Below are 18,810 nucleotides of genomic sequence, written 5' to 3' on the forward strand. Positions count from 1 at the left end.
CGTGATCATCACGTATAGACGAACTGGGCACTCGCGACACCGTCGGCGTCACTCACGACCCGCACCCAGTGCGCACTGAACCCGGGCGGGAAAACGTGTGACCGGATCTGCCCCGGCTCGACCGTCAACGTCTCCACCGCGCCGAACCGGCCGTGCCCGTGGAAGTCGATCTCGACCGTGATCGTCAGCGGAACCTCGGAGAAGTTCTCCAGGTGCAGGCACTTTCCGTCGAAGCCCGTCATCAGGTACGGATCGGACGGAACGCCGGCGGAAACCGTTGTCTCCCACCACGGCCCGCCCCATCCGGACGGCTTCCCGAAGCTCCACAGGTCGTCGGTCTTCCCGAACCACAACCCGGACTGCGGCTCGGCCGTCGTCGGATTGAGGCCGTGACTCGGTGAAGCGTTGTCCGCACCCGCCACGAGCATCCCGCGCCACGAGCAGAAGTCGCCCAGGACCCACAGGTGCGTCGAGATCGGGCGGACACCCCAGATCCGGCCGCCGTACGCCCACGGCGACACCTCGTAGAACATTCCGTGGTGGTCCATCAGCAGCCGCTCGTGCTCGACCTCGCGGATCCGCGGCCACTCGGTCTGCCACTTGTGGTCGAAACAGTGCGACGCCTTCGGCAGCCGGTACCGCGTCCATTGCTGGTCGGCCTCGGTGAACACCTCGAGGATCGCCGACGCCCGGTCCCACCCGGTCGCGAAGATCGTCCCGCCGAACTCGTGCCGCCCGCCGATCGCGGTGAACGGATCGTCCCGCAGTACTTTCCACTCCTGGCCGTCGTACTCCGCGAGCCGGCCGCGCGACCGCTCGCCGGCCCACTCCGGCTCGGCGTACTCGTTCGAACACACCACCAGCCGCCCGAAGGACGTGTAGCAGTCCTTGTAGTGGACCTTCATCTCGCCGTCGGTCCCGAGCTCGTCGTTCAGGTCGAAGAGCTGCGTGCATTCGTACGTCGTGACGTCGAGCTCGAACAGCTCGCCTTCCATCGCGAGCACGTAGACGTGCGTGTCCGGTTTCGTCAGGTGCCGCGACGTACCGCAGACCCGGAGCGGCGCGAGCTCCGGGACCGTCACGATCTTGTGGTCCGCGGAAATCACGTGCGGTCCGAGGACCAGCTTCGAGGTCGGAAAATGCACGAAACGGTTGGTGTAGGTTCCGTCCACGCCGAGAGTTTCCGGAACGATTTCCATCGACAGGTCGGCGTCGACCCGGCGCAGGCTGACGCCTGCACCGGACCGCGCCTTGTGGGAGTTGTAGTTCTGGACGTAGAGCTTCCCGTTCCACGGCATCAGCGAACCGATGCCGAGCTCGCTGCGCGGCGGCCCGAAGTCGCCGATCTGCGCGAGATGCGGAAAGACACCTGAAACGTTCTGCATCATTTGATCCCTGTATGAGTCATGGCGGCGATGAAGCGGCGTTGCAGGACGACGAACACGATCAGCACCGGCACGATCGAGATCACCGAGGCGGCCATCGTCAGGCCGGGCGCGATCTGGCCCTGTTCGTCGACGAAGTTGGTCAGGCTGAGCGGCAGCGTGTACCGGTCCGGGTTGCTGATCAGCACCAGCGGCGTCTCGTAGTCGTTCCAGGACCAGACGAACGCGAGAATGCCGAGCGCGCTCATCACTGGTGTTGCCAACGGCAAGTAGATCCGGGTGAACACCCGCCACTCGTTCGCGCCGTCCATCCGGGCCGCCTCGGCGAACTCGGCCGGCTGGCTGACGAAGAACTGGCGCATCAGGAACGTTCCGAGCACGGTGAACATCCCCGGCAGGATCAGCGCCCAGAGCGTGTCGTACAGCCCGAGTTTCTGGAAGTAGATGAACCGCGGAACGAGCAGCAGCTGAGCCGGAATGATCGCCGTCGCCAGGTACAGCAGGAACAGCTTGTCGCGGCCCTTGAACGACATCCGCGCGAATGCGTAGCCGGCCATCGTCGCGGTGAGCAGCTCCCCCGCGACCCGCAGCAGGGCGACGAACACCGAGCGGCCGAACGCCGGCAGGACCGAGGTCGCCCCACTCAGAACGGTGCTGAAGTTGTCCCACTGGAACGGGTTCGGGATCCACTCCATCGGGATCTTGTAGGCGTCCACGTCCGGCTTCAGCGCGGTCGAGATCATCCACGCGAACGGCGCCAGGAAAGCGATGGCGAGGATCCACAGCGGGACGCCCCAGATCCACTTGCTGTACTTCTTAGTCATTGAGGGCCCTCCCTCGCTGCGCCCGCCAGGTGAGCAGGGTCAGGACGAGTACGCCGACGAAGGTCACCAGGCCGATCGCCGACGCGTAGCCGAACCGGTAGAACTGGAAGCCGGTCTGGTACATGTAGTACGAGATCGTGGTGGTCGCGTCGCCCGGACCGCCCGCGGTGATCAGCGCGATCAGGCCGAAGCCCTGCGACGCCCCGATGATCAGCGTGACCAGTAGGAAGATCGTTGTCGGCAGCAACGACGGCCAGGTGATCACGCGGAACTTCGACCAGGCGGAGGCGCCGTCGATGTCGGCCGCTTCGTACAGCTGCTGCGGCGCGTCCTGCAGCGCGGACAGGTAGATCAGCGAGCAGTACCCGACGCCGCCCCACACCGCCATCACGATCAGCGCCGGCAGCGCCCAGTGCGAGGACGCGAACCACCCCGGCTGGATCCCGAACGCGTCGAGGACCTGGTTCACCAGGCCGGCCTTCGGGTTCATCAACATCAACCAGGTCATGCCGATCGCGACCACGTTGACGATGTACGGCAGGAAGAAGATCGCCCGGAGTACGGCGCGGCCCGGGAGCGGGCGGTTGAGCGCGATCCCGAGGGCGAGTCCCAGTACGACGGTGAGCGGGACCGACACCACGACGTACACCAGCGTCAGGCCGATCGCGTGCCAGAACCCGGGGTCCCGGGCGATCGCGACGAAGTTGTCGATGCCGTTGAAGGTGATGCCGCCGAGGCCGGACACCAGGTTCCAGTCCGTGAAGGCGAGCACCACGACGCTGACCAGGGGGATCAGCGTGAACGCGATCACGCCGAGCAGGTTCGGGGCGATGAACAGGAACCCGATCCAGCCGGACGGGCGGATCCCGGAGCCCTGCTCGGTACGGGCCTTGGTGCCGGCCGCGACGACCGTGGCGGTGGCCATCAGGGCCTCCTCTCGTTACGGGCGATCGCGGCGTCGGCGAGCCGCCGTACCTCACGGATCGCGACCCCGGGGTCCTTCTCGCCGAGCCAGCACAGGTCGCGCTGCTGCTTCACCGCGAGGGAAATCTCCGGAAATCCGGTCAGCCGGGTGTCGGTCGCGAGCTTCGGCTCGGAGGTCAGGACGACGCGCCGGAACGACTCGAGATCGAAGTACTTCTCCGGCTCTTTTCCGAGCATTCCGGAAACGATCTGCTCGTCGGTGACGTTGCCGAGCGCCGGCACCTTGCCGCCCTTGAGCATCGGCGTCGCACCCTCGGTCAGCCAGAACTTCACGAACGCCCAGGCCGCCTCGAACTTCGGCGACTTCGGGTTGACCATGATGAAGTTGCTGAACGAGCCGCCGTTCCAGTTCTGGCCGTCGACGGTCGGCGACGGCGCGAACGCGACCTTGAAGTCGTGCGGGTACTTCTTCGCGTCGTACAGGTACCGCAGGTTGAACGGGGCGGTCGACCAGAGGTGGAACTCCTCGCCGAGGAACGAGTTCTGCTGGTACGCGTCGAGGTGCCGGGACAGCACCTCGGTCCACGGGAACGCCGTACCCTCGGCGATCATCTCGCGGCCGACGCGGAAACCCTGCTCGAAGTGCGGATCGCCGAAGTTCGAGCGGTTTCCGTCGTACCAGTAGTTCGGCCCGAGGGCGATCCGGGCGACGTCGGGCAGCGTGTACGTGCCGACGGTCCTGTCCGTCGTCAGCCTCTTCGCCGTCGCGCGGAACTCGTCGATCGTCCACGACTGCGGGAGCTCGACACCGGCCTGCCGCCGGAGCTTCTCGTTGAACAGTACGAAGAGCGGCTCCCGCGCGGTGGCGAGCGCCTTGACCTTGCCGTTGTCGATGTACGACCGCGGCTGCGCGGTGTCGAGGAACACCTGCAGGTCCGGGTCCGCCTTCACCCGATCGGTCAGGTCCGCCGCCAGTCCGGACCCGGCCCGCAACGCCATCGCACCCTGCGAGTAGGTGAAGTACACGTCGATGTCGACGCCACCCTGGAGGGCGGTGTCGAGCTTGAGGTTGCCGCGGTCGTCGTTCACGAACCGCGTGTAGTTCACCTTGTACTGCGGAAACTTCGCCTGGAACGCCTTCACCACATCAGCCGGCCCGGATGCCGCCGGCACCCCGCCCCACACCTGCAGAGCCCCCGACCGCCCACCGTCAGCACCGGAACACCCCGGCACCACAGCAGCCGCCAGCCCTGCCCCCACCCCGGCCAACACCTCCCGCCGAGAAAATCTTTTACGCCTCACAACCCACCTCCCACCAGATTGCGCAAAAGATTAGCGACTCCACCCCCTCCCGCCAACCCCCAACGCAAATCTTTTTCAAGGACCTGCGGCACCGAACGTCCGCCCGTACCGAAGAACGGGAAGTGGTTCCTCAAACCGGGCACCCGGGCATCGGCACACGCCTGCGCGGCCCGGCGCGCGCACGACCACTACCCGTTGTTCTGCACGCCGACCCGGCCAGCGAGCGCACTGGCTACCGTCGCTACCACCCATTGCGGATCTCCGATCACCTGCTGATAGGTGAACCGCAGGACCAGCCAACCGGCGGCGACGAGATCGTCGTAGCGGCGACAGTCGGCAGCGAACTTCGCCGGCGAACCGTGGAACTCGTACCCCTCGGCCTCGACGGCGAGCCGAGCGATGCGATGCCCCAGGTCCACCCGGACCCGGAACTCCCCGGTTTCCACCCACACCTGTGGTTCGAACCCGGCGATTCCGGCAACCACGAAGAGACTCCTCAGCATCGACTCGAGGAAGCTCTCCGCAAGCCTGGACGCCGCGAACGCGACGCGCAGGGCGTTCGGCCGGCCGAAACCGGACATCGCCAGGGCGCTCGCCACCAGTTCGTCCTGAGTGATGCGGGCGGACGCCAGCGCCGCGTCGGCGACCGCCAGGCTCTCGCCGAACGGGAGGATGCGTGCACAGTCCAGGACCGTTCGCAGCAGGGAGGTTCGGCGCGCGAGGCGGTCGGCCGTCGGCAGGCTCGCCCAGTGCAGGACGGCCGGCGGACCAGGCTTGGCGTTGCGGTTCGCCGGTAGCGTGATGTGCGGCTTGGCGGGCGCGGCCAGCAGTGGCAGCCGCCAGCCCGACGCAGCACTCGTATGCGAAAGCACGCCGTCGTGCGCGATGGCAGCCATCAGGTCGGGCGCGAGGCCCGGCAACCCGTAGATCCCGCGGGTCAGCCGCTCGACATCACCGCGCTCGACAGCCGCCGCTAGCGCTCGCCGGGAGGTCGCCCGTACCAACTCGGCGGACGTGGCCCAGCCGCCCTGCTTGGCGAGAACCTCCACGACAGACTCCATCGAAGAATCCTGCACGCTCGCGCAGATTCCCGACCGAAGTTGTCCACAGGTACCTACTTCAGCCGGAACAGGCGCTAGTACCCGTTGTCGGTACACACCCCGGCTTACAGGGTGCAGTTCACCAGCACAGGTTCGTTGACCAAGGTGATACTGAAGGATTGCTGGACCTGGGTGCGGACGTGAGTGGCCAGGGTCAGGAGTTCCTTGGCGGTGGCTTGGCCTCGGTTGGTGAGGGCCAGGGTGTGTTTGGTGGAGACGGCGGCGTTGCCGATGGTGAAGCCCTTGGAGACGCCTGCGTGTTCGATCAGCCAGGCGGCGCTGGTTTTGACGCGGCCGTCGGGTTGCGGCCACTGGGGAGCGCCGGCGGGGACCTCGGCGGGGGTGTCGAGGATGGGGTTGGTGAAGAAGGAGCCTGCGCTCCAGGTGTCGTGGTCGGCGGGGTCGAGGACCATGCCTTTGCTGCGGCGCAGGCCGAGGACGGCTTCCCGTACTTCGGCCATCGGCGCGCGCGAACCCGGCTCGACGTCGAGCACCCGGGCAAGTTCGGCGTACCCGACCGGCGCCGACAGATCGCCCAGCGTCAACTGGAAGGTGACCTCGAGTACGACGTACCGCGACGGGTCGGCCTTGAACCGCGAGTTCCGGTAACTGAACCCGCAGTCCCCCGCGAAGATCGTCTCGACCTTGCCGACGACGCGATCCCACACCCGCACGGACGCGACCGTCTCCGCGACCTCGTGACCGTACGCCCCGACGTTCTGCACGGGCGTCGACCCGGCGAGCCCGGGGATGCCGGACATCGACTCGAGCCCGCTCCACTCCTCCGCGATCGCGCGCTGTACGACGCCGTCCCAGTCCTCCCCGGCCGCGATGTGCACCATCGCCCCGGAGCACATGTCCGCGTCGACGCGAATCCCGGACGTCGCGATCTTCACCACGGTCCCGCGGAACCCGTCGTCCCCGATCACCACATTGCTTCCGCCCGAGAGCAGAAGCACCGGCTCCCCGGACGCGTCGGCGTCCCGGACCGCAGTGATCAGATCTTCCTCGGTACCGACCTCGACGAACTTGTCGGCCAACCCACCGATCCGCAGCGTGGTGTAGTCGGCCAGCGACACGTGCGTACTCACCGGACCCGCACGACCGCCCTGGCCCGCCCGAGCACCTTCTCCTCGCCGGCGAGCGCCGTGATGTCGATCTCGGCGAGCCCGTCGGTGACCTTGTCGACCTTGGCCGTGAACGTCACGCTCGCGCCCTTGTCGTCATCCGGTACGACGACCGGCTTGGTGAACCGTACGCCGTACTCCACCAGGTCGGCCGGATCGTCGAGCCAGTCCGTGACGACACGTACCGCGGACGCCATCGTGAGCATCCCGTGCGCGATCACACCGGGCAGGCCGAGCGCCGCGGCCATCCGGTCGTTCCAGTGGATCGGGTTGAAGTCCCCGCTGGCCCCGGCGTACCGGACCAGGTCCTCGCGCCGCAGCGTGACGGTCAGCGCCGGCAGCTCGGTGCCTACCTCAATCATGCGTCCGCCCGGTTGTGCGAGAGGGTCGACGTCGCCGTGGCGATCGGCTCGCCGTCGACGGTGGTCAGGGTGGTCTCGTACATGATCACCTCGACGGGACCGGCCTTGCGCACGGTGGTGATGGTGGCGGTCGCGGCGATGGCGTCGCCGGCCTTGATCGGACGGGTGTAGCTGAACTTCTGCGCGCCGTGCACAATCCGGTCCAGCCGCAGGCCGAGCTCCTCGTCGTTCAGCAGCTCCTCGAGCGCGCGGCTGCCGACCATGAACGCGAACGTCGGCGGCGCGATCGCGTCATCGCCTCGGTACGCCGGGTTACGGTCGCCGATCGCGTCGGCGAACTCCCGGATCTTCTCCCGGCCCACCTGGTAGGACTCGGCGGCCGTGTAACTCCGGCCGACCATCGTGGCGTCGATCGTCATGTCCGCTAACCCTACTGGCAGACTGTGGTCCGGGTTTCCGCCGCCTATGGATTCCGGACGGAGAAGGTTGAACGTGACGGCTGTGGCGGCGCTGGCGAAGTACGCGCCTCGGTACCGGCTGGAGATCGGCGAGCCGGAGGGCTCCGAGTGGCTGCGGGTGGACCGGATCCTCGAGCCCGGCAGCCCCGAACTCACCGAGCTGCTGAAGCGGGACGACGAGGCCAGTTGTCACCGTACGGCGCATGCGAACGCGCTCAGCATGATGTCGTTCTACGCCGGCCGTGCGCCCGCGGCCGCGCTCCTGCTCTGGGCGCTGGAGGGCCGCGTCCTCGACGTCCGCCCGCACAACCTGTGGGTCCGGCCGCACGACGGGCACGGCATCGCGGCGGTCGCCGTACGCTCCGCCGACTTCCTCCCCGGCGGGCTCGAGACGCTGTACGACGTGGTGCTGCGACAGCATCTGCTTCCACTCGCCGAGGAGCTGCACCGACGGACGCGGGCCGGGCTGCGGCAGGTGTACGGCGGTGTTGCGGCAGGCGTCGCGATGGGATTCTGCGCCGCAACGCGCGAGGCCGTCACGGTGGAGCCGGCGTACCTGCTCGAGCGGTGGCAGACGTTCACCGCGAAGGCGCCGGGCGGGCTCGCGCGCCTCGGCGAGGTGGAGCTAGCGGCCGGGAAGCTCGTCTACCTGCGGAACACGTGCTGTCTGTATTACACGAGCGAAGTCGGCAACGGCACGCTCTGCGGCTCCTGCTGCCTCACGCCTCGTGACGAGCGTCTCACCGCCTACGAGGGCGGCCGCCCGATTCTCACCGTCTGAGGGAACAGCAAAGGGCCGCTTCGGTAGTCCGAAGCGGCCCTTGCGAAAGACCTGAGGTCAGCGGGTCTCGCGGTGGTCCGTGTGGTCGTTGCACCGGTGGCAGTACTTCTTCAGCTCAAGACGATCCGGGTCGTTCCGCCGGTTCTTCTTGGTGATGTAGTTCCGCTCCTTGCAGACCGTGCACGCCAGGGTGATCTTCGGGCGAATGTCGGTTGACTTGGCCACTGCTGCCTCTTCTGTTCAGGAGTGCGCAACTGAGGTGATCGCACTCTCGAGATACTGCCTTGCCAGGTAGCGGGGGCGGGAGTCGAACCCGCGACACCACGATTATGAGCCGTGTGCTCTAACCACCTGAGCTACCCCGCCGGGTGAGTTCGTCATCCCACCCGGAGGTGGGATGCCGTTCTCAGAGCCCCTTTACGGAATCGAACCGTAGACCTTCTCCTTACCATGGAGACGCTCTGCCGACTGAGCTAAAGGGGCGGGCCGAGGAGAGAGATTACACGGTCCGCCGCCCCGATGTGAAATCGAGCCGGCCGCACCTTGCAGGCCCCTCAGTCCGTCCCGGAAATCATACCGGGTCCGGCGGAGTGCTCTTGACCATTTTCAGCCCAGTACGGCGTCGTCCTCGGAGAAGTCGGCCGAAGCGTCCGTCGGCGGATGCGCGAGATGCCACCGAACCGACGCGCGGAGCGTCTCGGCCGGATCCACCGGAGCCCAGCCGAGTACCGTGCGCGCCTTCCACGGGTCCATCAGCAGGTGCTGGTCGATCGCCCCCGTGAGCGACAGGTCCGACGGCAGCAGGTCGTCCCGCACCCGCACCAGCTCCGCGTCCTCGATCCCCGCCGCCGCCAGGATCTGTTCGGCGAACAGACGGTACGGCGCGGTCGACGGCTCCACCACGTTGAACGCACCGGGGTGGTCGGCACCCAGCGCCAAGGACACTGCGGCTGCGACGTCGCCGACGTACACCCGGCTGAAGAGGAACTGCCCGGAACCGACCGGGATTCGGCGCCGCCCGGCCCGGACTCGCCGCAGGACGAACTCGAAGCGCCGCTGATAGTCGTGCTCGCCGTACACCGCCCCGAGCCGCAGCACGGTCGCGCCCCGCGGGAGATACCGCTCCTCCACCTCCAGGTTCTCGTTGTTCGGCCCGTCGACGAAGCGCCGGTCGCGCAGCGGTGATTCCTCGGTCAGCGGCAGCGCGTCGGTCGTACGGTCCGAGTGCAGACCGTCGTACGCGCGGTAGACGTCGCCGCTGGAGATGGCGACGAGCTTCACGGACGGTCCGACCGCGCTGAGGGCCGCGTCGGCGGCCGCCGCGTTCATGCCCGAGATGTCGACGAGCGCGTCGGGATCGAACGGTTTCAGCGCGGCAGCCAGCGCCGTCCCGTCATGGCGGTCGACGTGCGCGTGCTCGACCGGCACCAGATCGTCGGGCTCATGGTCGCCGCGGTGCACCACAAGCAGCGTGTGCTCCTCGGCGGCCAGCCGCTCGACGACGGCCCGGCCGATGAACTGGGTTCCTCCTAGGATCGCGATTCGCATGAACACAGTCCTACCGGCCCGGACGCCTTGGGACGAGACTCGTCTGCGATCGGCAGACATCGGGTGTCGAGAACCTCCGGACGGCTCCGTCGTACTGGCAGAACCTAGGAAAGGAGCACGAATGTCCGAGACAGCAATGCCTCCGGTGGTGCCGGTCGACGAGTGGGCGCGGGCACGCGCCGAGCTACTGGTCGCGGAGAAGCGGGTCACGCGGGAGATGGACCGGATCGCGGCCCAGCGGCGACGGCTGCCGATGGTGCGGTTCGGCGAGTACACGTTCACGGCGGCCGATGGGCCGGTCACGCTGCTGGAGCTGTTCGGTGAGCACCGCCAGCTCGCGCTGTACCAGTTCATGGACGCCGGTCCGGACGCGTTCTGCGGCGGCTGCACGTACTTCACCAAGAACGTCGCCAACCTCGCCGGCCTGGCCGGAAACGACGTGGCCTGGGCGACCGTTTCCGACATGCCGATCGAGCAGATGGCCGGGTACTGGAAGGAGATGGGCTGGGAGCACATCCCGTTCGCGTCCTCGGCCGGTACGACGTTTTCCGCCGACTGCGGCGTCGGCGGCGGCTTCCTGCTGAGCATGTTCCTGCGCGATGGCGACAACGTTTTCCGTACCTACACGACCGGCCAGCGCGGCGTCGACCGACTGCTCTTCAGCACCAGCGTCTCCGACCTCGCCGCGTACGGCCGCCAGCAGGAATGGGAGGACTCCCCGGCAGGTTGGCCGCAGAAACCGACGTACGGCTAGTGATGTCCTAGGTCCAGACGCGGCTCGGGTACGACGCGCGCAGGGCCGGCATGACCTCCGTGACGAAGGTCTCGACGGACTCCCGGTTCTCCTCCTCCGGGAGTCCTGCGACCTCGAGTGAGATGCCGGAAAGCTCGTGCCCGAACGCTTCCTGGTAGCGGCCGAACTTGTCGATGACCTGTTCCGGCGACCCGACCAGCACCGATCCGCCGACGAGGAATTCCTCGAGCGTCCGGAACGGCAACTGGTTGTGCCGGGCGCCCGGCGAGTCCATGAACGCGTCGAAGATCGGCCGGTACCCCTCGACCGCCTCCTGCGACGTTTTCTTCACGTACAGCCCGTTGAACCCGGCGCCCACCACAGCCGCCGCCGGGTCCCGCCCGTACGCCTCCCAGCGCTCCCGGTAGTGCCGGATGAGCCCGGCGTACTTCTCCAGCGGATGGAATCCGTTCGCCGAGAACAACGGGTCACCCCAGCGCGCCGCCAGCTCGGTGGACTCCGTTGACGACGCCGACCCGTGCCACAGCGGGATGCCGTCCGGCCGGTACGGCCGCGGCTGCGTGGTCGCGTCCGTCAGCGCCGGGCGATAACGACCCGACCAGGAAACTCCGGTTTCCCGCAGCAGTCGCCGGAGCAGCTCGTACTTCTCCCGGTTCCGCTCCCACTGCCCGTCCAGCTCGTACCCGAACAGCGCGTTCTGGTCCGGGTCGTTGCCCTTCCCGATGATGATGTCCAGCCGTCCGCCCGACAGCTGGTCGAGCGTCGCGTAGTCCTCCGCCACCCGTACCGGATCCAGCAGCGACAGCACCGTCACCGTGGTCAGCAGCCGGATCCGCGACGTCACCGCCGCGATGTAGGACAGCACGACCGGCGGCGACGACGAGATGAACCGTTGCGCGTGCCGCTCCCCCACGCCGTACCCGTCGAAGCCCAGCTCCTCCGCCCACTGCGCCTGCTGGACGACGCGCCGGAACCGCTCGGACGGCGTGAGCTGCACGCCGCTGATCGGGTCCGGCGAGTTGTCGATCAGCGTGTACGTACAGAACTTCATCGCAGCTTCTTCTCGCCTGCGGTCACCGGCAGCCCGAGGCGGTTACCGGGCACGGGCGCCGGGCAGGTCCCGTACGCGGTGAACGCGAACGGCAGGTTGATGGTCCGGTTGAAGTCGATCCGCACCGACCCGTCCTGCTGCACCGGTCCGGTCGTCACGGTCCGCCAGGGCGCTGTCTCTTCACCGTTCGTCTTGTCGTGGAACGAGAGGTTGAGCCGGCTGTCACTCGCAGCGGTCGCGACCAGCTCGTACGCCGTACTACCCAACGCCACGTGGACTGTGCCGACCGCGGTGATGTGCTGACGCAGGTCGTCGCGCGCGGTCGACACCTCCACCCGCTGCACCTTCGCGTACGGACTGAAGTACCCGGTGACCGTCCAGGCGTCGTCGATCGGGTACGTCGGTACGCCCTGGAAGCCCCGCCGCGTCGCCGCGCCCGGGTCCCGTTGCCGGACGGCGTACCGGCCGCCGCGGAGCACGAGTTCCGCCAGCCGGTTTCCGTGCAGCAGCCAGCTGAGCGAGCCGGCTTCCGGAACGCTGGCGGAAACCGTTCCGTGTACTGGTTCTCCGCCCGCCGTCAGTTCCCCGGAGGCCGTGACGTGAGCCTGCTCGTCCGCCCACCACTTGCCGGCCAGCCCGTCGATCGAGGTCGGCGTGGCCGACAACCAGTTGAAGGCGACGACCGACAGCCAGCCGTAGTCGGTGTCCAGGTCGCGTTCCCGCGCCGCGTGCCAGGTCTGCCAGTCCTGCTCAAGATCGGAAACGACCGTCATGACGCTTTCCTTTGTTCGCGGTGGGCTACCTCGGAGCGGACCAGCGGGATCACGTACCGGCCGAAGTCGATCGCGTCGTCGTAGATGTCGTAGCCGCGGGCGGAGAAGATCCGGATCCCGAGGTCGTAGTAGTCGAGCAGCGCGGCAGCTACTGTTTCCGGCGTTCCGACCAGTGCGGTGGAGTTTCCGCCGCCACCGGTGAGACCGGTCGGCGCCGTCCAGAGCGCGCGGTCGTGCCGCTCACCGGCCGCGACTGCCTTCAGCAACCGCTGCGATCCAGCGTTTTCCGGCGCCTTCGACCGCAGCCGGGTGCTCGCCGGAACGCCGCCGGCCTGTACGTCCTTGATCCGGCCGAGAATGCGTTCCGCCTTCTCCCAGGCCAGTTCCTCGGTCGGCGCCAGAATCGGCCGGAACGCGATCTGGATCGTCGGCCGGTCCGTCCGGCCGACGCGCGCCGCGGCGGCGTCGATGGTCGCGAGCTGCTCCCGGGTCCCGGCCAGCGGCTCGCCCCAGAGCGCGAAGATGTCCGCCTCGGCCGCACCGACCTCGTACGCCGCCGCGGACGAGCCGCCGAACGAGATCCGTGGCCGCGGCTGCTGGACCGGCTTGATATCGGCGAGGAACTGCTCGAACCGGTAGTGCTTTCCGTCGAAGTCGAACCGGGTGTCCGAGGTCCATGCCTGCTTGAGGATCTGGATGAACTCGGCCGTCCGTCCGTACCGGTCGTCCTTCGCCAGGAAGTCACCCTCCGCGGCCTGGTCCGCGGTCGACCCGCCCGTGATCACGTGCACCTCGAACCGGCCGCCGCTCAGGTGGTCCAAAGTCGCAAACGTTTTCGCGGTCAGCGTCGGAGAGGCGACATTCGGCCGGTGGGCGACGACGAGGTTGATCCGCTCGGTGCGGCCGGCGACGTACGCCGCGACCTGGGCCGGGTCGGGAGAGCCCGAGTGGTAGGCGAACAGGATGCGGTCCCAGCCGTTGTCCTCGTGGGCGCGCGCGAGTTTGCTCGTGTATTCCAGGTCCAGCGGGCCGCCTGTTCGCGGCGTCACCTCGCTGGCCGGGTTGGTTCCGGCGATGCCGAGGAACTCAACTGGCATGGCGTTCTTCCTTCCGTACGGTGGGTGCGAGCAGCTTGAGCAGGTCCCTGGCGACGGCGTCGTTCTGCCGGAAGCCGGGACCGTTGAAATGCGGCCGGGAGAAACCGGACGAGCCGGCCGATCCGGAAACGGACGGCCCGAGCAGAAACAGCGTTTCTTGCGTGGACCCGTCGGAACGGATCGCGCGGCACCGCGAGTCCGCCTTGAGTTGACCGCCGCCGAGACTCGTTCCGTCGGCCGCGAACAGTTCGTCCGCCGCCAGCGCGCCCGAGTCCAGGAGGCCACGCAGCAACGGATCGGCGGTCGCAAGTACGTCGGGGCGCGGCAGCCGGGCCTCAACGAACGCCCGAGTCCGAATCTCCCCGGTCACAGCAGGGCTCGTGGCAACGAACTGATCGTTGTCGATACCAACCTCAAGATCCGGACCGGCGAACCGGACAATGCCGGCCCGGTGCAGCGCGAGCAGTTCCTCCAGCCGCCGCGGCGGCGGTCCGCTCGCCACGAACGAGAAGAACCCGTGCCATTCGGTCTCCACCCGTCGCACGCGGTCCTCGTCCGACAACTGGCCGTCGGTGATCGCCCGCGACAACACGCTGTAGATGCTCAGCAGCGCGTTGAACACCGCCAGATCCGCCGAGTACGCCGGATCCGCGCGCCGGAGCAGATCGTTCTCGATCAGCTCGGTGAGAAACCGCTCGAGCCCTTCCCGATCCTCGAAGAACCGCCCGGCCAACGGCCGATCCACCTCGTGCCGGACGAACCGGTCGGCAGCATCCGGCACAGCAGCGCCAACGGCAACCTCGAACTCCGCATCGGATCCAGGCGACCAGGCGTCGAGCGCCTCGGCGAACCGATCCCACGACCACCGGGTTCGTTCGGGATGGGCTGCGAAGAGCCGCTGATAGTGGGCGTAAGCCAGCTCTTTCTCGATCAACGGCGCCACGTCACGATCGAAGTCGAGAACGCCTTCGCCCAACGCCTCCTTCGTCAGGTAGCGCGTCGGGACCGGCTTCGTCCCCGGGACGGTGTAGCCGAGCTTCGAGTGGTACGGAACGCCGCGGCGGGAACCGACGTACAGGATCGGCTCGTCGCCGGAGGGGTGGTAGCTGAGCAGGCCGTCGCACTCGTCGTACCAGCCGCCGCGGCCCTCGGTGAGCAGCACCATCAGGTCGACGAACGCCTGCCCGAATCCGCGGACGATCACCGGCGCCTGCGGCCACAATCCGTCCAAGTCGACATCGGCGGTGTACCCCGGCGGGATGTAGGTCAGCCCGGCGTCCGCAGCCTGCGCCGCCCACGCCGATTCCGATGCCGTGGGCAACCGATCCAGGTAGCCGAGCGCGAGAACCACCGCGTCGGCCGCGATCTCCCGCCCCGACCCGAGGATCACCCGCTGGTCCGCAGTGAGCTCGACAGCTCGCTCCGGATGGGTGATGACGGTCGCGGGGAGATCGCGGACGACGCGCTCCCACACCCACGCCAGGTACTCCGCCTGCACCAGACGCGGTGGGAAGTCCATCGGGCCGGGAGGTTCGAGCCCGGCTTTCTCGAGGATCACCGCACCCTCCCCGGCGACCCAAGTGGCGAGGTCCGGGCCCGGCACGACCGGTCCCTCGCACTCGACCGACTCGTCGGTGAAGATCGTGACGTCGGACGTCATCGAGTTCATCCACAGCAGCCGCGACTGCTCGCGCCGCCAGATCCGCCCGCCACCGGCCGGAAACGGATCCACCACGTGGATCTCGACCCGGCGACCACCGATCAATTCGTCGGCACTGGCCGCGAACCGTTCCAGCAGCCCGGCGGTCCGCGGCCCACCCCCCACGAACACCACCGTCGCCACCGGCTCCTTCCACGGATGCAGATCGGCGACGGTCATGGCTGGAGTCCGAGGTGGTCGCGGAGGGTTGTGCCGGCGTATTCCGAGCGGAAAACGCCGCGTTCGCGGAGCAGTGGGACGACTCGGTCGACGAAGTCGTCGAGGCCGGACGGGGTGAGGTGCGGAACGAGTACGAAACCGTCTGCAGCGTTTTCCTGAACGTGCCGGTTGACGGCTTCCGCGACCGTGGTGGGTGACCCGACGAACGTCTGCCGGTTCTGCTGGTTGATGACGGTCTGCCGCAGCGACCAGCCGTTCGCCTCCGCCTGCGCCCGCCATTCGGAAACGATCGGAAACGGATCGTTGTACCCGACCCGCCCCTGCGTCACCGACGAGCCGACGACCGGGTCCTCGGCCGGCAGCGGACCGTCCGGGTCGTACGCCGAGAGGTCGCGTCCCCACAGCAGTTCGGCCAGCACCAACGCGGTCGGACCGGACACCTGCTGCTCCCGGATGTACGCCGCTTTCTCGATCGCGTCGGCGTCCGTGTCCGCGACGACGACCGTCACCGCGGGCATGATCTTCAGCGAATCATCGGTCCGCCCGTACTTCGCCAGCCGCGCCTTCACGTCCTTGTAGAAGGTCTGCCCGCCCTCGAACGTCCCGTGCCGGCTGAAGATCACGTCCGCGCTCGACGCCGCGAACTCGCGCCCCTCGTCGCTGTCGCCGGCCTGGATGATCACCGGCCGGCCTTGCGGCGACGGCGGCAGACCGAACCGCCCGCGGAGGGTGAAGTGCGCGCCCTCGTCCGCGAAGGCCCCAGCGCCTTCGCGGGCGAACGCACCCGCCGCCTGGTCCAGGACGAGTTCGTCACCGTTCCAGGAGTCCCAGAGTTTCCGCACGATCCGCAGCGATTCCTGCGCCCGGACGTACCGGTCGCCCTTGTCGAGGTACCCGCCGCGGCGGAAGTTCTCGCCGGTGAACGCGTCCCAGGACGTCACGACGTTCCAGGCCGCGCGGCCGTTGGAGACGTGGTCGAGGGTGGAGAGTCGCTTCGCCAGTTCGTACGGCTCGTTGAAGGTCGAGTTGACGGTCGCGGCCAGACCGAGGTGCGTCGTGACCGCGGCCAGCGCGCTGAGCACGGTCAGCGACTCGGGCCGGCCGACGACGTCCAGGTCGTGGATCTGTCCCTTCACTTCCCGCAGCCGCAGCCCCTCGGCCAGGAAGAAGAAGTCGAACGTCCCGCGTTCCGCGGTTTCCGCGAGTTTCCGGAACGATCCGAAATCGATCTGCGACCCGGCCGCGGGGTCCGACCAGACGGTCGTGTTGTTGACTCCCGGAAAGTGCGCGGCAAGATGGATCTGCTTGGTCATCGCACACTCCTCGCGTACCTGTTCACCGGTCGCCGCAACCCGAGCCGCCCGCGCAAACTCCCGCCCCGCTCCCCGGACCCGACCAAGCCGCGTTCCCGCAGCACCGGCAGCAACTGCTCCGCGATCACCGGGACGTCGAGCTCGAGCGATGCCGGCCGAAGCTGTACGCCGTCGACGCCCGCCGCAGCCCATCCCTCGATCAGGTCGAGGAGCCGCTCGACACCATCGACGTGCGGCCGCACCTCGGCGGACACGAGAACCAGCGGCCCGACCGCCTGGTCCAACGTCAACGTCACACTCCGACCGTCGAGCGTCACACTGCGACCAGCGTTTTCCCGCAGCTCCAGCACCTGTTTCGACAGGTCGCCGGAATTCGGCAGAAACACCAGTTCCGCATCACCCGCCGCCTCCAGTGCCTCCGGGGTGGTGACCCGGATCGCGGTGATCGGATGCCCCTGCGGCGGCCGCGGGACGATCGACGGACCTTTGACACTGAAAGTCGGCGTCTCGAGGTCGACGTAGTGCAGCTTCTCCCGGTCGACGAACCGCCCGGTGGCAACGTCGCGGATGATCGCGTCGTCCTCCCACGAGTCCCACAGGCGACGCCCGGCGTCGACGACGTACCGCGCCTCGCGCCACGTCTCGGCGGCCGGCGCCGGCTCGCGCCGTCCGATCACCGCAGCCGCCTCGGCCGATGTCGACACGTCCGCGATCCACCCGGCGCGGCCACCCGAGATGTGGTCGAGCGTCGCAACCGATGCCTGCACGTGGAACGGCTCCGTGTGCGTGACGGTGATCGTCGGCAGCAACCCGATGCGTTGCGTCACCGGCGCGACCCGCGCGGCCAGCCCGAGGGCATCCAGCCGGACGCTCACCCGATCGGGTACGTCGTCCGGCGCCTCGAGCGCATCCGCGAACGTCACGAGGTCGACACCCGCCGCCTCCGCCCGCTGCGCCGCGCGTACGGCGAGCTCACCGGTCAGAATCGCCCGCGGATCAACCTCCGGACCACGCCACGCCCCGGGATCCCCGCCCGCCCCGTCGATCTCGATCGCCGTGATCAACCCGCGGCTCATGACGCCACCTTCAACGCCACCGGGAGGTCCTTCCTGAACGGCAGCGGACCGATCGATTCGGGATCCACCTCGGTGTCGAACTGCGGCTCGAACCCGACCGACAGATACAACCCGGCCGCCTCCGGCTGCCGCGGACCCGTCGTCAGATACAGCCGCCGATACCCGAGATCGACCGCCGCCGCTTCCAGTTCGGCAAGCACGCGACGCCCCAACCCCTGTCGGCGATGCAGATGCGACGTCCACATCCGCTTCACCTCGGCGGTCTCGTCGTCGTACCGACGGATCGCGCCGCCGGCAACCGTCTGGCCGCCGTGCCGCAGCAGCACGAACGCGCCGCCGCGCTCGGCGTGAAAGTCAGACGGCGGTACTTCGGTCAGCTGCGTGTTCTCGTTCGTCCGCCCGTACCGCGTGCTGTACTCGACGACCAGATCCGCCAGCAACGGCGCCGCCTCGGGATCCTCCGGACGCGCCCGCACCGCCTCCACCGCGGCGAGCTGCACCGGCGCGCTCTCCACCGGCTGCTCGCCTTCGACGGTCGCGAGGAACGCCTCCGTCACCTGATACAGCGGGACCGATGCCACCGGATCGAGCAGCAGCCCGCCGCCGTCATACAGCTGAACCTGCGACGACAGGACGAACCATCCCTGCCCGATCGCGCCGGCGCCGAGGCTGGTGAGCACCGGGCGGAGCGCGTAGTCGATCACCAGCACATGCGCCGGCGTACCACCCGTTGCCAACGGCAACACTGTCTTGCCCTTCAACGCGTACTGCGGCAGCAGGTCCAGGAACACCTTCAGCAACCCGGAGTACGCCGCCTTGTAGACCGGCGTCGTGACCACGACCGCATCCGCGTTCTCGAGCACCGAGGCCGCGGCGGAAATCGCTGGATCGTCGGCTTGACCGCGTAGCAACGGTTCGGCCGGAAGATCGCGCAACACGATCGGCGTGACGGTGTGGCCGTGGCTGATCAGGCGCTTGGTGACATAGTCGAGAACCGCATCGGTCCGCGACGGAACCGAGGGGCTGCTGGAGATCGTTGCAATGGTCGCCATTGAG

At 68.1% G+C, this 18,810-nt stretch carries 19 protein-coding genes and 2 tRNA genes; 2 read left to right on the forward strand and 19 right to left on the reverse strand.

Going from position 1 to position 18,810, the window contains the following annotated elements; translation table 11 throughout:
* Positions 1 to 8 precede the first annotated feature (8 nt).
* The 8 genes from OHB24_RS05940 to OHB24_RS05975 form a co-directional block, all read right to left on the reverse strand.
* Positions 9 to 1,388 carry a hypothetical protein gene (locus tag OHB24_RS05940; RefSeq protein ID WP_327637921.1) on the reverse strand — a complete coding sequence of 460 codons (1,380 nt, stop codon included), beginning with the start codon at positions 1,386 to 1,388 and terminating at the stop codon, positions 9 to 11.
* Positions 1,385 to 2,209: a carbohydrate ABC transporter permease gene (locus OHB24_RS05945; RefSeq protein ID WP_327637922.1), complete on the reverse strand. Its 825-nt coding sequence runs from the start codon at positions 2,207 to 2,209 to the stop codon at positions 1,385 to 1,387. The genes OHB24_RS05940 and OHB24_RS05945 overlap by 4 nt, the downstream gene beginning before the upstream one ends.
* Positions 2,202 to 3,134: a carbohydrate ABC transporter permease gene (locus OHB24_RS05950; protein ID WP_327637923.1), complete on the reverse strand. Its 933-nt coding sequence runs from the start codon at positions 3,132 to 3,134 to the stop codon at positions 2,202 to 2,204. The genes OHB24_RS05945 and OHB24_RS05950 overlap by 8 nt, the downstream gene beginning before the upstream one ends.
* Entirely contained in the window at positions 3,134 to 4,393 is a 1,260-nt protein-coding gene (locus OHB24_RS05955; RefSeq protein WP_327637924.1) for an ABC transporter substrate-binding protein, read from the reverse strand. Before OHB24_RS05955 ends, OHB24_RS05950 begins: the two co-directional genes overlap by 1 nt.
* Positions 4,394 to 4,623: 230 nt before the next feature.
* Positions 4,624 to 5,496 (reverse strand): type IV toxin-antitoxin system AbiEi family antitoxin domain-containing protein, encoded by an 873-nt coding sequence (locus OHB24_RS05960; protein ID WP_327637927.1) that lies wholly within the window; start codon positions 5,494 to 5,496, stop codon positions 4,624 to 4,626.
* Positions 5,497 to 5,600: 104 nt separating this feature from the next.
* Entirely contained in the window at positions 5,601 to 6,626 is a 1,026-nt protein-coding gene (locus OHB24_RS05965; protein ID WP_327637928.1) for a UDP-N-acetylmuramate dehydrogenase, read from the reverse strand.
* Positions 6,623 to 7,024: a MaoC family dehydratase gene (locus OHB24_RS05970; protein ID WP_327637929.1), complete on the reverse strand. Its 402-nt coding sequence runs from the start codon at positions 7,022 to 7,024 to the stop codon at positions 6,623 to 6,625. The genes OHB24_RS05965 and OHB24_RS05970 overlap by 4 nt, the downstream gene beginning before the upstream one ends.
* The gene (locus OHB24_RS05975; protein WP_327637930.1) at positions 7,021 to 7,443 is read right to left on the reverse strand and encodes an FAS1-like dehydratase domain-containing protein; all 423 of its coding nucleotides are present in this window, start codon (positions 7,441 to 7,443) and stop codon (positions 7,021 to 7,023) included. The genes OHB24_RS05970 and OHB24_RS05975 overlap by 4 nt, the downstream gene beginning before the upstream one ends.
* 73 nt (positions 7,444 to 7,516) lie before the next feature.
* Here OHB24_RS05975 and OHB24_RS05980 point away from each other — a divergent pair, with 73 nt between their 5' ends.
* Positions 7,517 to 8,263, forward strand: coding sequence for a (2Fe-2S)-binding protein (locus OHB24_RS05980; RefSeq protein ID WP_327637931.1), 747 nt, complete (start codon positions 7,517 to 7,519; stop codon positions 8,261 to 8,263).
* A gap of 57 nt (positions 8,264 to 8,320) precedes the next feature.
* On the opposite strand, the gene rpmG is transcribed toward OHB24_RS05980, so the two are convergent.
* From rpmG to OHB24_RS06000, 4 genes are all read right to left on the reverse strand, one after another.
* On the reverse strand, positions 8,321 to 8,488 hold the full coding sequence (gene rpmG / locus OHB24_RS05985; protein ID WP_130384703.1) for a 50S ribosomal protein L33: 168 nt from the start codon (positions 8,486 to 8,488) through the stop codon (positions 8,321 to 8,323).
* A 67-nt stretch (positions 8,489 to 8,555) separates the two neighbouring features.
* Positions 8,556 to 8,629, reverse strand: a tRNA-Met gene (locus OHB24_RS05990).
* A 44-nt stretch (positions 8,630 to 8,673) separates the two neighbouring features.
* A tRNA-Thr gene (locus tag OHB24_RS05995) sits at positions 8,674 to 8,746 on the reverse strand.
* A 123-nt stretch (positions 8,747 to 8,869) separates the two neighbouring features.
* Positions 8,870 to 9,811 carry an NAD-dependent epimerase/dehydratase family protein gene (locus OHB24_RS06000; protein WP_327637932.1) on the reverse strand — a complete coding sequence of 314 codons (942 nt, stop codon included), beginning with the start codon at positions 9,809 to 9,811 and terminating at the stop codon, positions 8,870 to 8,872.
* A 121-nt stretch (positions 9,812 to 9,932) separates the two neighbouring features.
* Here OHB24_RS06000 and OHB24_RS06005 point away from each other — a divergent pair, with 121 nt between their 5' ends.
* On the forward strand, positions 9,933 to 10,565 hold the full coding sequence (locus tag OHB24_RS06005; protein ID WP_327637933.1) for a DUF899 family protein: 633 nt from the start codon (positions 9,933 to 9,935) through the stop codon (positions 10,563 to 10,565).
* A gap of 7 nt (positions 10,566 to 10,572) precedes the next feature.
* Here the strand turns inward: OHB24_RS06005 and OHB24_RS06010 are convergent, their stop codons facing one another.
* Genes OHB24_RS06010 through ssuE form a run of 7 tightly spaced genes read right to left on the reverse strand, consistent with a single transcriptional unit; the run spans position 10,573 to position 18,806 of the window.
* A complete protein-coding gene (locus OHB24_RS06010; RefSeq protein WP_327637934.1) occupies positions 10,573 to 11,616 on the reverse strand; it encodes an LLM class flavin-dependent oxidoreductase in 1,044 nt (347 codons plus the stop codon).
* Positions 11,613 to 12,389: a DUF1684 domain-containing protein gene (locus OHB24_RS06015; protein ID WP_327637935.1), complete on the reverse strand. Its 777-nt coding sequence runs from the start codon at positions 12,387 to 12,389 to the stop codon at positions 11,613 to 11,615. The genes OHB24_RS06010 and OHB24_RS06015 overlap by 4 nt, the downstream gene beginning before the upstream one ends.
* Positions 12,386 to 13,486 (reverse strand): LLM class flavin-dependent oxidoreductase, encoded by a 1,101-nt coding sequence (locus OHB24_RS06020; protein WP_327637936.1) that lies wholly within the window; start codon positions 13,484 to 13,486, stop codon positions 12,386 to 12,388. Before OHB24_RS06020 ends, OHB24_RS06015 begins: the two co-directional genes overlap by 4 nt.
* Positions 13,476 to 15,365: an FAD/NAD(P)-binding protein gene (locus tag OHB24_RS06025; protein WP_327637937.1), complete on the reverse strand. Its 1,890-nt coding sequence runs from the start codon at positions 15,363 to 15,365 to the stop codon at positions 13,476 to 13,478. Before OHB24_RS06025 ends, OHB24_RS06020 begins: the two co-directional genes overlap by 11 nt.
* Positions 15,362 to 16,678, reverse strand: a complete 1,317-nt coding sequence (locus tag OHB24_RS06030) for an NtaA/DmoA family FMN-dependent monooxygenase (protein WP_327637938.1) — start codon at positions 16,676 to 16,678, stop codon at positions 15,362 to 15,364. The genes OHB24_RS06025 and OHB24_RS06030 overlap by 4 nt, the downstream gene beginning before the upstream one ends.
* A complete protein-coding gene (locus OHB24_RS06035; RefSeq protein WP_327637939.1) occupies positions 16,675 to 17,754 on the reverse strand; it encodes an LLM class flavin-dependent oxidoreductase in 1,080 nt (359 codons plus the stop codon). The genes OHB24_RS06030 and OHB24_RS06035 overlap by 4 nt, the downstream gene beginning before the upstream one ends.
* Positions 17,751 to 18,806 carry an NADPH-dependent FMN reductase gene (ssuE, locus tag OHB24_RS06040; protein ID WP_327637940.1) on the reverse strand — a complete coding sequence of 352 codons (1,056 nt, stop codon included), beginning with the start codon at positions 18,804 to 18,806 and terminating at the stop codon, positions 17,751 to 17,753. The genes OHB24_RS06035 and ssuE overlap by 4 nt, the downstream gene beginning before the upstream one ends.
* Positions 18,807 to 18,810: the final 4 nt, after the last annotated feature.

It is taken from the genome of Kribbella sp. NBC_00482, assembly GCF_036013725.1.
Lineage (GTDB): Bacteria > Actinomycetota > Actinomycetes > Propionibacteriales > Kribbellaceae > Kribbella.